8 protein-coding genes are annotated in these 17360 nt (G+C 34.9%); 6 read left to right on the top strand and 2 right to left on the bottom strand.

Going from position 1 to position 17360, the window contains the following annotated elements; genetic code table 11:
• Positions 1-128: 128 nt before the first annotated feature.
• Both N4T20_RS19080 and N4T20_RS19075 read right to left on the bottom strand, forming a co-directional pair.
• Positions 129-830 (bottom strand): LytR/AlgR family response regulator transcription factor, encoded by a 702-nt coding sequence (locus N4T20_RS19080; RefSeq protein WP_260670654.1) that lies wholly within the window; start codon positions 828-830, stop codon positions 129-131.
• On the bottom strand, positions 820-1872 hold the full coding sequence (locus N4T20_RS19075; protein WP_260670653.1) for a sensor histidine kinase: 1053 nt from the start codon (positions 1870-1872) through the stop codon (positions 820-822). Before N4T20_RS19075 ends, N4T20_RS19080 begins: the two co-directional genes overlap by 11 nt.
• Positions 1873-2149: 277 nt before the next feature.
• On the opposite strand from N4T20_RS19075, the gene N4T20_RS19070 reads away from it, so the two are divergent.
• The 6 genes from N4T20_RS19070 to N4T20_RS19045 all read left to right on the top strand — a co-directional run bounded on the left by N4T20_RS19070 (position 2150) and on the right by N4T20_RS19045 (position 17351).
• Positions 2150-5197: a SusC/RagA family TonB-linked outer membrane protein gene (locus tag N4T20_RS19070; protein WP_260670652.1), complete on the top strand. Its 3048-nt coding sequence runs from the start codon at positions 2150-2152 to the stop codon at positions 5195-5197.
• A gap of 154 nt (positions 5198-5351) precedes the next feature.
• A complete protein-coding gene (locus N4T20_RS19065; RefSeq protein WP_260670651.1) occupies positions 5352-6929 on the top strand; it encodes a RagB/SusD family nutrient uptake outer membrane protein in 1578 nt (525 codons plus the stop codon).
• A gap of 102 nt (positions 6930-7031) precedes the next feature.
• On the top strand, positions 7032-8969 hold the full coding sequence (gene nagB, locus N4T20_RS19060; protein ID WP_260670650.1) for a glucosamine-6-phosphate deaminase: 1938 nt from the start codon (positions 7032-7034) through the stop codon (positions 8967-8969).
• 142 nt (positions 8970-9111) lie between these two features.
• Positions 9112-11178 (top strand): beta-N-acetylhexosaminidase, encoded by a 2067-nt coding sequence (locus N4T20_RS19055; protein WP_260670649.1) that lies wholly within the window; start codon positions 9112-9114, stop codon positions 11176-11178.
• 489 nt (positions 11179-11667) lie between these two features.
• Positions 11668-16404, top strand: a complete 4737-nt coding sequence (gene chiA / locus N4T20_RS19050) for a T9SS-translocated chitinase ChiA (RefSeq protein WP_260670648.1) — start codon at positions 11668-11670, stop codon at positions 16402-16404.
• A 266-nt stretch (positions 16405-16670) separates the two neighbouring features.
• Positions 16671-17351: a DUF3592 domain-containing protein gene (locus tag N4T20_RS19045; protein WP_260670647.1), complete on the top strand. Its 681-nt coding sequence runs from the start codon at positions 16671-16673 to the stop codon at positions 17349-17351.
• Positions 17352-17360 lie beyond the last annotated feature (9 nt).

Genomic DNA, 17360 nt, shown 5'->3' with positions numbered 1-17360 from the left:
TATATTTGTTAGGATTATCAAAAAAAAATAAAAAGGTATAAATAATGTTAAATTTAAACCAACGACTATGTTTTTTCAACAAAGTGTTAATTTTAACCTGTTTAGAAAATGTGATTCGCAATTAGGTTTTATTCCAATATCTTGTTTTTAACTTCTTTACTGTAGTTTCGGCCTATCGGAATGTTGTAAGATTGAATTTGAACTCGGTTTCCTTCTATAGATTTTACTTTATTTAGGGCGATTACATAGGATTTATGTATTCTAAGAAAGCGATCTGCAGGTAATTCTTCCGATAGAGATGTAAGAGATTTATGGGTAATATAGGTTTTGTCTGGAGTGACAACTTTTATATATTCTTTCATTCCTTCAACAAATAGAATTTCTTCAATATTAATTTTCATCATTTTTTTATCGACTTTGATGAAAATATGAGAATCTCCTTTTGAGGTTTCAACTTTAATATTGTTTTTAAGATTGTATTCGGTTGTGATTTTGTTGATGCATTTAATAAATCGTGGCAACGGAATTGGTTTTACCAAATAATCTAAAACATCCAAGTCATAACTTTCTGCGGCAAATTCTCTAAAGGCAGTGGTGATGATAACTTTGGTTTTGCTTTCGATTAGACTAATAAGTTCAAAACCAGTCATCATTGGCATATTAATATCCAAAAAGACGGCATCTATAGGTGTGCTGTTAATAAAATCTAGCGCCTCCAAAGAGTTAGTAAATGTTGCTACAACCTCAAAGTCTGTAAAATTGGCAAAATAATTTTCCAGGACTTTAATAGCTAAAGGCTCATCATCAATTAACACACATTTAATCTTCATTCTGGGTAGGTATTTGTAATCTGATTATGTAGAAATTAAGTTTGGTTTGGTGTTTAAGGCTAAAATTGCTTTTGTAAATCAGCTTCAGTCTTTTTTTTGTATTTACCAAACCAATCCCCCTTTTCGGATTATGATTTTGTGAAATTACAAAATTATTTAAGATTTCAAAATCGAGTGTTTTGTTGTCGATAACTTTGCAATTGATTTTTATTTTTAAATTTTTGTTATTCAGACCACCGTGTTTGAATGCATTTTCGACTAAAGAAATAAAAATTAGCGGGGGTACAACTACATCTTCAATATTTGATTCTAAGTTTATGGTTACTTCGACATTTTCAAATCGGAGCTTTTCTATCTCGATATAATTCTGGATATAATCGATTTCTTTTATAAGAGGTACAAATTTGGTTCCTTTAACATCATACAAAACGTATTCCATTAAATTGGAAAGTTTTATAATTACATCTGGAACTTTTTTTGAAGATTCCAGCGACAATGCATACAGATTGTTTAAGGTATTGAAGAAAAAATGCGGCTGAATCTGATTTTCGAGATACTTGAGTTTTATCTTAAACTGATTCTCTCGCAAAGATCTGTTTCTTTCTCTCTCTTTTAGCCAGGTTAAGGTGAGATAAACGGACGATGCCATTGCGAGAACATACAATTCGCCAATGCAAACGGCAACAATGTGATTGATTTCGAAAGGATGGTATTCTCTATTGGCTTCTGGCCAGATATTTTCGGATATAATATAATAGGTAAGAGCAGTTTTGGCCAAATAAATCGCAAATAGGCTCAGAAGCAATAAAAATGTATACATAATATATTTTTGCTTCAATACATATCTCGGAACTAAAACAAATAAATTCAAATATACTAAAGGTATAACCAGTGAAAATTCGATTAGGTTAGATTTGAATGAATAAGGGTAATCATTAAAGTAGGCACCCCATCTTAAGAAGTTTAAAGTAAAGTATACTCCCCAGAACCAGATATGATTTTGCAGTTTAATGTCAAATTTAACTTTTCGTATTTCTTTCAACTGGTTTAAAGTTCTTTATGAGGTTTTTAGATTTTCTTAACAATATTGAAATATAGTGCAACTTTAAACAATTAACTGCAAAATGCCAATTTTTTTAAATAAAATTTCGCAAAAAAAGGATATTGGTGTTTAATTTTTCTATTAGAACGTTTTCGTAAAGCGTATTATTGAATGATTTATGTCGTTCGTTTAAATTTTATTGCTGTTGGTTTAATTTATTTTTTTTAACAATGCCTTAAGAATAATTTTACTTCATAACTAACAAAATAAATTAAACATGAAAAAAATTTTCTTAATCTTTATGATTGTTTTTACTGCGCAAGTTTCGCTTGCACAAGTAAAAAATGTCAAAGGTGTGATTACAGATTCTGAAGGTATGCCATTACCAGGAGCTTCTGTTTTGGTACAGGGAAGTCAAAAAGGAACAACTACCGATTTTGACGGATTGTACACTATTGAAGTTCAAAAAGGACAAACATTAGTTTTTAGTTATGTAGGTCTTGGAACACAGAACATAGTTGTAGGCGATGCTTCTACAATAAATGTAAAAATGGTACAGGCTGCATCAAACGCATTAAATGAAGTAGTGGTAACTTCATTAGGACTTAAAAGATCAAAAAAGACTTTAACGTACGCAGCTCAGGAAGTTAAAGGAGATGAGGTTACAAGAGTTAAGGATGCCAACTTAATGAACAGTTTATCTGGTAAAGTTGCAGGTCTTATCGTTGGAAAAAGTTCTGCTGGAGCTGGTGGAGCTGCAAAAGTGACAATACGTGGTAACTCATCTGCGACAAATAACCAGCCTTTATATGTTATTGACGGGATTCCAATGTTGAACTCTAATTCAGCTCAAGCAAATCAGGTTTTTGGTGATACAGCTGGAGGAAACAGAGATGGTGGAGATGCAATCTCTATGATGAACCCTGATGATATTGAATCGATGACAGTTCTTAAAGGAGCTTCTGCAGCTGCTTTATATGGTTCTCAAGGAGCAAATGGTGTTATCGTAATTACAACTAAAAAAGGAAAAGAAGGAAACGTAACAGCAGCTTACAACGCGAGTGTATTTGTTGATAATGTAGTTTCATTGCCAAAATTTCAAACTAGTTATGGAGCAGATCCAACATCTGACAAAACTTGGGGAGCTGCTAAAAATTCTCCTGACCATGTAAAAGATTTTTACAATACAGGTCTTACTATGATCAACTCTGTATCTGTAAATGGAGGATCTGATAAAATGTCAACTAGTCTTACTTATGCAAATACTAAAGTTGACGGAGTAATTCCAACAAACGAGTTCAAGAAAAATAATATTGCACTTCGTCAAAGCGTTAAATTATTTAATGATAAAGTAACTATTGATGGTGCTATATCTTATGCAGAGCAAAAAATTATAAACAAACCAACAAACGGATTGTACTTCAACCCATTGACAGGAGTTTATTTGTTCCCAAGAGGAAATGATTTTAACGATTACTATAAAAACTTTGAAGTATTCGATCCAGCAAGAAACTTAATGACTCAAAGATGGCCTTCTCAGACATCTGATATTATTCAAAACCCAGGTTGGATTTTAAACAGAAATCAATCAATCGATAAAAACCAATCTTTAATCACTTCTGCTGCTATTACATATAAAGCAACTGATTGGTTGAGCATTAAAGCAAGAGGAGGTTATAATAAATTTGATAACATTTTTGACAAAAGAATGTATGCTGGTACAAACGAAACTTTGGCACCATCTACAGGTAGATATATCTATTCAGATAGTGAAAGTAATCAATTATATGGTGATTTAATTGCTACTATCAATACAAAATTCAGTGATGATTTCTCATTCAGCGCTAACCTTGGTACAAGTATTACAAAATCTACAATCAATGATGCTTACATCAGCGATTCAGGTCAAAAGAATGGACTTGTAAATGCAAACTGGTTTAATACAGGAAACTTTGTATCTGCAGAAAGAAATGCTCATACTATTGGTGGTAAAAAAGAAGTTCAGTCACTTTTTGCAAGTGCAACGATTGGTTACAAAGACATGGTTTATCTTGATTTGACTGGAAGAAACGACTGGTCATCAACTTTGGTAAATACAGATAATTTAAGTTTCTTTTATCCTTCAGTAGGTTTATCAGCTGTCTTAAGCCAAATGGTATCATTGCCTGAAGCAATTAGTTATGCAAAAGTTAGAGCTTCATTTGCTCAAGTAGGTAATGATATTTCTCCTTTTTTAACTTCACCAGTAAATACTTTAGTTGGTGGTATCGTTACAGCACCAATAGTTGGTCCTCAGCCAGGAACTTCTTTGAAGCCAGAAATGCAAAATTCATATGAATTTGGTACAGAATGGAGATTCTTAAATAACAGAATTGGATTTGATTTTACATACTACAGAAATGAAACAAAAAATCAATTAATTACTTCTCCGGCGCCAATTCCAAATACTACAGGATATACTAATTATGCGTTCAATGCTGGTAGTATCGAAAATAAAGGTTTTGAGATTACAGTAACTGGTAAAGCAATTCAAAATGAGAATTTCTCTTGGGATCTTGGATTGAATTATGCTTCAAATAAAAACACGGTTCTTAGCTTAGGTACAGGTGCAAATGGCGAAGTTAATACAGTTATTTTGACTAACGGAGATCCAAATAGTTACAGATATGTTATGAAAGTTGGACAACCATTCGGGACAATTCAGGGGAAAGATATTTTGAGAAACGCACAAGGTCAAATGTTGCTTGCTGGTGTTGGAGATCAGGCTTTAGTTCAAAAAACGGACTGGGTAGACATGGGAAGTTCAAACCCTGATTTTATGTTAGGTTTTTCAAACTCATTCAAATACAAAAAAGTATTCTTAAATATTCTTATTGACGGTAGATTTGGAGGTAATGTAATGAGTATGACAGAAGCAATGCTTGATTCTTATGGTGTATCTAAAGCTAGTGGCGATGCAAGAGCTGCTGGTGGAGTTAAAGTAAATGCTATAGATGAAAACGGAACTCCAGTTACAACAATGTCTGCACAAAATTACTATAGCTCAGTTGGAGATAGAGCTGGTGCTACTGGAGAATATATGTACAAAGCAACAAATGTTAAATTAGGCGAGCTTTCTCTAGGATATACTTTTGATTTCAGTAAAACTACAATCTTCAAAGCAGTGAATGTTTCTCTTGTTGGTAAAAACTTATTTTTCTTCTACAAAGATGCTCCATTTGATCCAAACGTAACATTAAGTTCAGGAGAAGGATTGCAAGGTGTTGATATTTTCGGATTGCCTTCAACAAGAAGTATAGGTGTTAATTTGAATTTAACTTTCTAAAATAATTAATAAAGGACAAAACCTTCTGGTTGTTGTAAGACTCTTGTTTATTGATTGAATGTAGAAATAATGTAAAATAATAAACAAGTAACTCTTTAATGGGTTGGCTTATAAATCAATAAAAATGATTTTAATTAACGATAAAAATTCACAGATGAAAAATAAATTATTAATATTAGGTTCAGTTTTAGCTCTTTCATTAAGTAGCTGTACGGGAGACTTTGAAGACATAAATACCAATGAGACTGGCTTTAGCAACGAACAATTAGAACAAGATTTTAATCAGGTTAAAGCGCCTCTTAAGACAATGCAGAGAGGAATGTATATCTTGGTTGCTGATGATTGGCAGGGAGATATTCAGTTTAACTTAAATGCAGATATCTTTTCAGGATACATGGGAACTCCTCACGATTTTGCGGGTAACAGTAATAACTCTACTTATGCTCTTGTTGATGGATGGAACGGTGCTGAATGGGTTCAGAAGTACCAAAAGGAGATGGTAAATGCCTATAATCTTGAGAAATTAACAAAAGAGAAATATCCTCAGTTTTATGCTTGGTCTTTGATCTTAAAAGTATATGCAATGCATAAAACAACAGATTATTACGGACCAATCGTATATTCAGGTTTTGGAAACCCTGATGGAACAACTCCTTACGATTCTCAGAAAGCAGTTTACGATCAGTTTTTTACAGAGTTAAAAACGGCGATTGACATTTTAACTCCAAAAGCGGCAGATGCTTCTGCAACTTTCTTTGCAGCAGGTGACGCAACAGACGGAACTACTGCATCTGGAAATATTCAGAAATGGGTAAAATTTGCTAACTCTTTAAGATTACGTTTAGCATTGCGTATTTCTAATGTTGATCCTGTAAAAGCAAAAGCTGAAGGAGAAGCTGCATTGGCTGGTTTAGGAGTAATTACTTCTAATGCTGATAACATGGCTTATATCGCTGAGCATCCTGTTAAAACTTATACAGGTCCTTGGGCAGATATTAATGCAGGGGGAGCCATTACATCTATCATGAACGGTTATAATGATCCAAGAAGAGCTGTATTCTTCCATCAAGCAACTGGAGGTGTTTATCAAGGTATTAGAATGGGAACTTTAGTTGATGCTAATTATAGAACTGCAAAAGCAGATTTATTCTCTAAAGTTGGTCCAATCGTAGAAAATAACTTGATTCCTTGGTTTAATGCATCTGAATCTTATTTCTTAAAAGCTGAGGCAGCATTAAAAGGATGGAATGTTGGCGGATCTGCTCAATCATTTTACGAAGCGGGAATTGCAGTTTCATTTGCTCAGTTAGCAGCAGGAGATGCATCTGCTTATATTAATGACGATACTTCAATGCCAGCAAACTTTACTGATCCGTTAAATGCAGCGAATAATATTGCAGCGCAAAATTTAGTGACAGTAAAATGGTCTGAATCGGCTTCTAATGAAGTTAAACTGCAAAAAATTATTACTCAAAAATGGATCGCTGGTTTCCCTGATGGTCAAGAAGCTTGGGCAGAGACAAGAAGAACTGGATATCCAAAATTATTCTTGCCAGCAAATAACTTCTCTGGAGGAAAAATTCCTAACGGAACGTTTGTAAGAAGATTGAATTTCTATGTAAATGAGAAAACTTCTAATCCAACAGGTTATGCTCAAGGGGTTCAGCTTTTAGGAGGTCCTGATACTGGAGCGACAAGACTTTGGTGGGATACTGGAGTAAACAAGTTCTAAGAAAAAGAATATTAAGTTTGGTTAGTGGTATGGTATAGATGGCGAAAGTTGTCTATACCATTCTTAAAACCAAAAATGGTAATACTACAAAAAAGAAAAGAAATGAAAAGTGCTTTAGAAATAAAACCTGATATTAGTTACAAAAGCGCGGGAAAATTTGAAGAAACTCGATTTGAAAAAATTCATAACGAAATCTTCAAAAGTTCTATTGAAGCTTCTGTAATTGTAGCACAGGAAATTGCGCAGCTAATTAGATCTAAGCAAGAAAGAAATAAAGCTTGCGTTTTAGGTCTGGCAACAGGTTCTTCTCCTATCAAAGTTTATGAGGAACTAGTGAGAATGCACAGAGAAGAAGGACTTAGTTTTAGCAATGTAATCACCTTTAATCTGGATGAATATTATCCGATGACTAAGGAGAACAATCAGAGCTATCATTATTTCATGCATGAGCATCTTTTTAATCATATTGATATCAAACCTGAAAATATTAATATTCCTGATGGTACTGTAGCAATCGATGAAATTAATCAATACTGCATCGATTATGAAATGAATATTAAAAATGCGGGCGGTCTCGATTTTCAACTATTAGGAATTGGCCGTACTGGACACGTTGGGTTTAACGAGCCAGGTTCGCATATTAATTCAGGAACTAGAATTATTACTTTAGATCATATCACAAGAGTCGATGCATCATCAGCTTTTAATGGTATTGATAATGTGCCGAAACGTGCCATAACAATGGGAGTTTCGACTATCATGAGATCAAAGCGTATTGTTTTGATGGCTTGGGGACAAAACAAAGCAGATATTATCAAGAGAACTATTCAAGGAGATATCAGCTCAGAAGTTCCAGCTACATTTTTACAGAATCACCCAAATGCAACTTTCGTTTTAGATCAATCTGCAGCTTCAGAACTCACCCGTTTCAAAACACCTTGGTTAGTTGGCGAATGTCTTTGGACACCTGAATTGAAAAGTAAAGCGATTGTTTGGCTATGTCAAAAAACAAAGCAATCTATCTTAAAATTGACTGACCGTGATTATAACAATAACGGAATGTCTGACCTTTTGGCTCAGGAAGGTTCTGCTTACGATATGAACATTAATATGTTTAATATCTTACAGCATACCATTACCGGATGGCCAGGAGGAAAACCAAACACAGATGATTCATTTCGTCCAGAAAGGGCAAATCCGGCAAAAAAGAGAGTCATACTTTTTAGTCCGCACCCAGACGATGATGTGATTTCTATGGGAGGAACATTTTCAAAATTAATCAAACAAGGACACGATGTTCATGTGGTTTACCAGACTTCGGGAAATATTGCGGTTTCAGATGATGAGGCGTTAAAATTTGCAGAAGTAGCCAGTGATTTTATTGGAGAAGGCCAAGCAGACATCAATTTCAAATCGGTTATCAAATTTCTAAATAACAAATCTGAAAACCAGATCGATTCCTTAGAAGTTAGAAAGCTAAAAGGACTTATCAGAAGAAGAGAATCTTACGGAGCAACACGATATATCGGATTGAAAGATGAGAATACGCACTTTTTGGATCTCCCATTTTATGAAACAGGACAAGTAAAAAAGAATCCGTTAGGGCCAGAAGATATTGCGATCGTAAAAGATATCATTGCAAAAATAAAACCGCATCAGGTTTTTGCTGCTGGAGATCTTGCAGACCCGCACGGAACGCATGAAGTTTGTTTAAATGCCATTTTTGCGGCACTAAAAGAACTGAAATCAGAACCGTACATGGACGATTGTTGGTTATGGCTTTATAGAGGCGCTTGGCACGAATGGGACATTCATGAAATAGATATGGCAGTTCCTTTGAGCCCATCCGAGGTTTTATTGAAACGCCATGCCATTTTACACCATCAGTCTCAAAAAGACAGGGTAATGTTTCAAGGAAATGATTCTCGTGAATTCTGGGTTAGAGCAGAAGATCGAAATAAAAACACAGCCGTATTGTACGATGAGTTAGGTTTGGCTGAATATGAAGCAATTGAAGCCTTTAAACGTTTTGATTACTAAAAAAAAACGATTTGTTTTCTAATGAATCAAATAGCAAAATTCAGATTGGTCTCCTAGCAGTGAGGTAAAGCTGAAATCATTCTGAGTTTTGTTTTTTTATAAATTATGGATGCTTAAAACTATCCGCCAAAAAAAAAGAAAAATGAAATATTTATTTGTACTATTATTTGCAGGTATATCGGCAGGTGCTCAAGTCCAGAAAGAGCAGCTAAATCTTATGCCTTGGCCTCAGAGTGTTGCTATTAATGACGGTAATTTTAATTTAAGTAAAAACTTTAAAGTAAACATTACAGGAAATCCAAATCCAAGAATTTTTGGAGGAGTAACTCGTTTTTTGCGCCGTTTAGATGGTAGAACAGGTATATTTTTCGAACAAGGTTTTATTGAAAAATTAAATGAAGTGCCTAATGCAGAATTACAGATCAATTGCACCAAAAGCGGTAAAATTGGTTTGTATGAAGATGAGAGCTATCATTTAGACATTACTTCAAACAAAATTACTCTAAATGCTTCGAGCGATTTAGGGGCTTTGCATGGTTTGGAGACTTTATTGCAAATGCTTCAGAACAACTCAAAATCTTTTTATTTTCCAGTTTCAAAAATTTCAGATTTTCCAAGATTTACATGGAGAGGTTTAATGATGGATGTTTCAAGACATTTTCAGCCTATTGATGTGGTTAAAAGAAATATTGATGCTTTGGCAGCAATGAAAATGAATGTTTTTCATTGGCATCTAGTTGATGATCAAGGATGGAGAATTGAAATGAAAAAACATCCAAGATTTACTCAAGTAGCTTCGGATGGAATGTATTACACACAAGAGGAAATTAAAAATATCGTAAAATATGCCGATGAGCGCGGTATTTTGATTGTTCCAGAAATAGATGTTCCAGGTCACGCATCTGCAATCTTAACTGCTTATCCGGAAATTGGAAGCAAAGTGATAACGCTGACAGGAGGAACATCCGAAAAAAATATTCAAGGTACAGCAATTGCTACCTATGGAATTGAAAGAAATGCGGGAATTTTTTCTCCAACATTAGATCCTTCAAATCCTAAAACATACCAACTTTTAAGCGAAGTTTTTGATGAGGTTTGCCCATTATTTCCAGGTGCCTATTTCCATATTGGAGGAGATGAAAATGAAGGAAAGGACTGGGATGCAAATCCAAAAATTCAAGAGTTCAAAAAGAAACATAATTTAAAAAACAACCACGAACTGCAAACGTATTTCACAATGCAATTGGCTCCGATGTTAAAGAAACACGGAAAACAATTAATGGGGTGGGAAGAAATTTTGACAAAAGATTTATCTAAAGAAGCGATTGTGCATTCTTGGAGAGGTCCAAATGAAGGAATGCCGGCAGGACAATCTTTGATTGATGCTGTTAAAAAAGGATACAAAACAGTTTTATCAAACGGGTATTATATCGATTTGATGTATCCAGTTGCAAGTCATTACTTAAATGATCCGATGCCAAAAGGGGCTAATTTAACAAGCGACGAAAAAGCAAGAATTCTTGGTGGAGAAGCAACAATGTGGTCAGAATTGGCTACACCAACAACTATCGATTCTAGAATTTGGCCAAGAACCGCTGCAATAGCAGAAAGATTATGGTCTGCAGAAGATGTTGTAGATGTAGAAAATATGCGCAAACGTTTGGAAACAATTTCTTTTAGATTAGAAGAATTAGGCATTACCCATATTCGCAATAAAGATGTGATTTTAAGAAATATTGCAAATAATCAGGATATCAAATCATTGGAAGATTTTTCAAATGTAAGCGAACCATTAAAAGGTTATACTCGTAATAAAGGCGGAACAGAATATCAAATGTATTCTCCGTTTACCTTATTTGCAGATGCTTGCGGACCAGACGCAAAAGATGCATTAGCTTTTGACGCAGCTGTAAATCAGTATTTAGCCAATAAATCGGCAGATAATAAAGCCAAAGTAGCTGCATTTTTCGCTAAGTGGATTGCAGTTCACAAAGGATTAACAGAAATAAGCAATAACGCGCCATTGGTGCAGCCAATATTACCATTGTCTAAAAAACTGAATGATGCTTCTCAGGAATTGTTATTGGTTTTGGATAATAAATCAACTTTAGCACCGGCAGATCTGAAAAAATTGATAGAACAATGCAATACAAAAGATCATGCAGATGTAGAACTATCTGTTTATGAGAGTTTAAAGAAATTAATTTAGAGTTGGATTTGAATTAGTATTTAGTACGTTTTTGAGCTGCTAATGTTTTTTTAGAGTGTTGATTATCTCTGCCATACTTATGGCAGGGGTAATTACAATTTTGAAGTCTTTTTTTTAGAACGATTATCAGATATAATCAATAATAATTTAATATAAACAATAACCAATAACGAAGTATTAACCTTTAAAAAACCAAATAGAAAGAATACACTAAAACATGACAATATAAAGAGTATAGATTGATGAGTCGTCCCAAATTTATCATTTGTATTTAACATTAATTTTTTTAAAAATTATAAATAAATATCAATCACTACTATTGGCTAATGATTATGTATGAATCAGTAATAGTAATATTTATCTATAGAATTTAATTTGAGTTTATTTCCAATCGACAGCAGCCTTCCAACCTGCAGTTGAGCGAAACCCAGAAGCGTAACGCTGCTGTGGCCCAATTATTTATTTTCTATTAACTAATATTTATTAATTATGAAACATTATTACAGATTGCTCTTTTTGTTACTGTTTCCCTTACTTGCGTTGGCACAACCGGCCCACGGAAAAAAAGTAGTAGGGTATTATGCACAATGGTCTATTTATGCCCGGGATTTCAATGTTCCGAAAATTGATGGAAGTAAATTGACGCATTTAAATTATTCTTTTTATGGCACCACTTATGATCCTGCGCATCCTGAGAATACAAAATTAAAATGTTTAGACACGTATGCTGATTTTGAGCATATGGAAGGTGGAATTCCGTGGGATGCACCAGTAAAAGGAAACTTTTATGATTTAATGAAATTGAAAGAAAAGTATCCGCATTTAAAAGTTTTAATCTCTGTAGGGGGCTGGACAAAAGGTCAAGATCTTTCTCCAATTGCTGCAAGTCCTGTAGCAAGAGCAGCTTTAGCAGCAGATATGGCAAACTTCATTACTACATATCCATTTATTGATGGTTTCGATATTGACTGGGAGTATCCTCTTTCAGGCGGAACTGACGGTACAGAAATAGTAAATGGCGCGCCTGTTCCTCCACAAAAATACAGCCCTGACGATAATAAAAATTTAGTGCTTCTGTTGAAAGCCATGCGTCAGGCAATGCCAAATAAACTTATTACAATAGCTGCAGGAAACAACGTTAGAAATGTTTCAAAACAGTATTTGGGACCAAACAATAGATCACAATACGGAATGACAGAAGATATTTCGACTTACTGTGATTATATTACGTATTTCGGATATGATTTTGGCGGTAACTGGTACGATAAAACTTGTTACAATGCACCTTTATATGCTAGTGGAAATCCAAACGATCCGTTGTATGGCGCAACGCAATCTGAATCATTAGACGAATTAACCAATCAATATTTAAATGTAATTGGTTTCCCTGCCAATAAATTGATCATGGGACTGCCTTTTTACGGAAAGAAATTTGATAACGTTGCTGCAAATTCAACAAACGGATTATTTGTTGCAGCGCCAAGATATACGGTTCCAGGATGTACAAATCCGCAGAACCCAACAGGAACATGGGATGGTTCTGGAGCTTGCGAAAAATCTGGAAGTATCGAAATCTGTGATTTAGTCGGAAACCCTGTTACGAATTCTCATGCCTATTTAGATCCTAATACAATGATGGTAACACCATCTGCAGCTTCGGCAGGGTGGGTTCGCTATTTTGATAATACTACTAAAGTTCCTTACTTATATAATGCTACTACAAAAGAATTTATTTCTTATGAAGATAAGCAGTCAATGGATTTAAAAGTTCAGTATATAAAATCAAGAAACTTAGCTGGAGGTATGATTTGGGAATTATCTCAAGATACTAGAGGTTCAATTCCAAATTCATTATTAAACCAAGTTGACACTTCTTTTGGAAGCGTTGTTCCTGGAACGGTTAGCATTTCTGGTTCTGTAAAAAACGGATCAGCTTTGGTTACCAATGTTACGGTTGAATTGCGTAATGCAAGCAATGCGGTAATTCAGACGGTAGTTTCTGCTACAGGGAATTTTGCATTCAATAATTTAACTTCAGGGCAAAACTATTCGCTTACAGCAGTAAAAGCAAGTTATACATTTACTCCAGTAACGTTAACAAATGTTACAGTTAACCAAACAGCGGTTGTAATTAACGGAACTCAACCAACTTACACAGTAAGCGGAACCGTTCTAGACGGAACAACAGGAGTTTCTGGTGTTACAGTTTCGGCAGTTTCTGGAAGCACAACTTTAACAGCAGTTTCAAGCACAAGCGGAACTTACAGTGTTGCAGGTTTAACAGCAGGATTAAATTTTACCGTTACAGCTGCAAAATCTGGATTTTCTTATACACCAGCTTCAACAGTTTATAATGCAATTGATGCTAACAAAACGCTTAATTTTACTCAAGGACCAGCAGTAGTAACGTACACGGTAAGCGGAACAGTTCTTAACGGAACAACTCCAGTTTCTGGCGTAACAGTAACTGCATCATCTACAGCAGGAAATGTTACAGCAACAACCAATTCAAGCGGAGCATATTCATTGACTTTAGCTTCCGGCGGAAATTATACTGTAACAGCTGCTTTAACAGGTCAAACATTTACACCAGCATCTACAGTTTATTCTAACTTGAATGCTAATAAAACATTGAATTTTACTCAAGATGCTGCAACAACTACGAGCAAAATCAGTGGAACAGTTAAAAACGGAACAACTCCAGTAGCTGGCGCAAAAGTAGAAATCGTTTTGCCATGGACAGATAATGCACATCCGTGGAAAAGTGTCCTAGCAACAACAGATGCACAAGGAAAATACAGTTTTGATAATGCTGTTACAGATGGTTATACCACTGTTACAAGTTTGAAGTTAAATACCTGGTCAAACGGAGAAGTAAATTATTACCCAAATAATTTGGCAAACTTTCCAGTTCCATCAACTCCAACGGTTTATAATTTTAATACAAGTTCAACGGCCAAAGCAGCATTGGCGGCAGCTGCAAATTTAATCAGCGGAACTGTGAAAAATGGTTCAACGCCAGTAGCCAATGCAAAAGTAGAATTGGTTGTGCCATGGACAGATAACACGCACAACTGGAAAAGTGTTCTAGCAACAACAGACGCATCAGGAAATTATGCTTTCGATAATTCAGTTGTAGCAGGTTATACGCAAATTTTGAGTTTGAAATTAAACTCTTGGCAAAACGGAGAAGTAGCTTATTACCCAAATAATCTGGCAAACTTTGCTGTTCCAACAACGCCAACAGTTTATAATTTTAATACGCAAACAACGGTTGTAACTAAGCCAGTGGTTGCCATTACAGCACCAACAGCTTCGGCGATTGCTATAAATTTAGGATCATCGATTAATTTTGTTGCAAGTGTTGGCTTGAGTGCTGCCGATGCCACTACAATCTCTTCTGTGGTATTTAGTTTAGACGGCCAAACTATAAGCGCTACCAATTCTTCTGGAACTTATACAGCGACTTGGACACCAGTGGCAAATCAGTTCTCGCAAAGTCATACCTTAACGGTTACGGCTACTGCATCAAACGGAACTACAGATTCAAAATCGTATAGTTTTACATTAACTTGTTCGGGTGCAAATTGCCCAAATGCATTGCCTGTAATTATTTGGAATTCACCATCAAATACTACGGTATATCAAAGCTCTTTCCAAGCCGTTCCAATTTCAGTTACAGCTGTTGATAGCGACGGAACTGTTTCAGGCGTTACCATTACCATAAACGGAGGCACATTTAATATGACAGCAGGTACAAATAATACTTATACGTATAATTTTACGCCAACTGCTTATCAGGATTATCCGGTTGTAATCAAAGCAACCGATAATAAAGCTGCTGTAACGACATTAAACAACACTATTAAAATTGCAACAATAAGTGGCAATAGATTCATACCGCTTCCTTCTAAAATTATTTTAGGGTATGCGCATTCTTGGGAAAACACTTCAGCCCCATTCCTATATTTTTCTCAAATAAAGGGAAGTAAGTTTAACGTAGTCGATTATGCTTTCGTAGAAACCGTTAATCGTGACGGTTATACGCCAATCTTGACTACAAACGATGCAAGATATTTGACTAATGGTGTTTTCGACAAGCAATTGCTGAAAAATGATATCAAAACTTTAAGAGACAGCGGAGTTCCTGTTATTGTTTCTATTGGAGGTCAAAATGGTCACGTTGTTTTAGAAAATGTAACTCAGAAAAATATTTTCGTTAATGGTTTAAAAGCCATTATTGACGAGTACCAATTTGATGGGGTTGATATTGATTTTGAAGGCGGATCGATGAATTTTAGCGCAGGAAGTTTAAGAGATATTTCTTATGCAGGTATTTCTGCTTATCCAAGATTGAAAAACGTAGTAGATGCATTTAAAGAATTAAAAGCATACTATGGCCCAGGATTCTTGTTAACTGCAGCTCCAGAAACACAATACGTACAAGGAGGATATACTACTTATACAGACACTTTCGGTTCGTTCTTGCCAATCATTCAAAACTTGCGTAACGAGTTAGATCTGTTGGCGGTGCAATTGTACAATACAGGAGGAGAAAACGGATTGGATGGCCAGTATTATGGTTCGGCTAAGAAAGCAAACATGGTTACAGCCTTAACTGATATGGTGATCAAAGGATATAACATTGGTTCAACAGGAATGCATTTTGACGGCTTGCCAGCTTCAAAAGTCCTTATTGCCTTGCCAGCTTGTCCAAGTGCAGCAGGTAGCGGCTATCTGACTCCAACAGAAGGAATAAATGCTATGGATTATTTAAGAAACGGAACCAATTTCTCAGGAAGAACATACACGATGCAGCCAGGCGGACCATATCCTTCGTTAAGAGGTTTAATGACTTGGTCTGTAAACTGGGACGCATCTTCTTGCGGGAACTCATCTGAATTGTCTAAAGCGTACGCAGCTTATTTCGCATCGCAAGCAACAGCAAAAACACTGGCTGTAGAAGATATAACGGCTGAAAGCAATACCACTGTAGCTTATTTTAGAAACAATACATTATCTGTGTCTAACGAGACAGAAGAAATTGCTCAGGTTGATGTATTCAATACGATAGGACAGAATGTTACAAGCCATAGAAATATTCAAAACAACAAAGAAGTACTGCTTAACAGCCCAAGTTTTGCTAGCAAACAGATTTTTGTTGTGATAGTGACAGATAAATCAGGACACAAAAAGTCATTGAAAGTAATGAACTTTTTAAACTAAAATAAAATGATTGAAAATTTAGAAATAAGAAAATTGGGACGGTTAAAATTGAGTTTGGTTATTTGTTTTTTAACCTAATTTTTATTTCGCTTAAATGCTGTGAATTGAGGTAATTTGTTATTTGGTTTTTGCCTCAAGTAGCGCATTATGAACCTGGCAATTTTTGTTGCCAGGTTTTTTTTGTTTTCACAGTAATAAAAAAACAGAAACTATAATAGATGTAATTTTTTTAGAAGTATTTTGCATTAAAATTTAATTCTTAAAAAATGAAAAACAGCTTTTTTAGTTTAAAATATATTTTCTGCATAATGGGTTTGATGATATGGGCGCAAACCTTTTATATTTATCACAAGAATAGGGAGGGTATAGAAAAAGCAAATCTTGTATCGGGTATCGTTTTAAGTGACTCGGCAAATGATAGAACTGTTGTGTCTTTTGTCACTAAAGAGGGGAAACGAATTAAATTTTCATCTAATACGAGTAATAATCCATCAGGTTTCACCAAAGGTGAAAGAGTTGAAGTTTTGTATAATCCCTCGAACCCTAATGATGCTAGCATCAATGATTTTTATACCCTGTATTTAGGAGTAACAATTTTAGGACTTATAGGCGCAGTTTTCTTTTTTACAGGTTTCTCGTTTTTTCGATCTGATCGTTCCAAACAAAAGAAAACAGATTTTTTACAACAAGGCGGTAAAAGTATTATCACAAAGTTTATCGATGTTCAGGTCGATTTAGGCGTATCATTTAATGACAGTAATCCTTATTTTATTTGCACAGAATGGCTGGATCCAAAAACTAATAAAATCCTTTTTTTTGAAAGCGACAATATTTGGTTTGACCCAACAGAATATATAAAAACTGATGAAATAAAAGTGGTAATAGATTCAAAAAATCCTGATAACTATTATATGGATATTTCTTTTTTACCAAAAAACAAAAAGTAAATTTTAGCG

Origin of the sequence: Flavobacterium sp. TR2 (genome assembly GCF_025252405.1) — a bacterium.
Taxonomy (GTDB): domain Bacteria; phylum Bacteroidota; class Bacteroidia; order Flavobacteriales; family Flavobacteriaceae; genus Flavobacterium.
Note: the sequence above shows the minus strand (reverse complement) of the source record. Positions and strands in the feature narration are given on the sequence as shown.

What these genes read in the sequence shown, in the direction of transcription:
- N4T20_RS19080 (WP_260670654.1), bottom strand. Translation starts at nt 830, where the DNA reads ATGAAGATTAAATGTGTGTTAATTGATGATGAGCCTTTAGCTATTAAA.
- N4T20_RS19070 (WP_260670652.1), top strand. Translation starts at nt 2,150, where the DNA reads ATGAAAAAAATTTTCTTAATCTTTATGATTGTTTTTACTGCGCAAGTT.
- N4T20_RS19065 (WP_260670651.1), top strand. Translation starts at nt 5,352, where the DNA reads ATGAAAAATAAATTATTAATATTAGGTTCAGTTTTAGCTCTTTCATTA.
- nagB (WP_260670650.1), top strand. Translation starts at nt 7,032, where the DNA reads ATGAAAAGTGCTTTAGAAATAAAACCTGATATTAGTTACAAAAGCGCG.
- N4T20_RS19055 (WP_260670649.1), top strand. Translation starts at nt 9,112, where the DNA reads ATGAAATATTTATTTGTACTATTATTTGCAGGTATATCGGCAGGTGCT.
- chiA (WP_260670648.1), top strand. Translation starts at nt 11,668, where the DNA reads ATGAAACATTATTACAGATTGCTCTTTTTGTTACTGTTTCCCTTACTT.
- N4T20_RS19045 (WP_260670647.1), top strand. Translation starts at nt 16,671, where the DNA reads ATGAAAAACAGCTTTTTTAGTTTAAAATATATTTTCTGCATAATGGGT.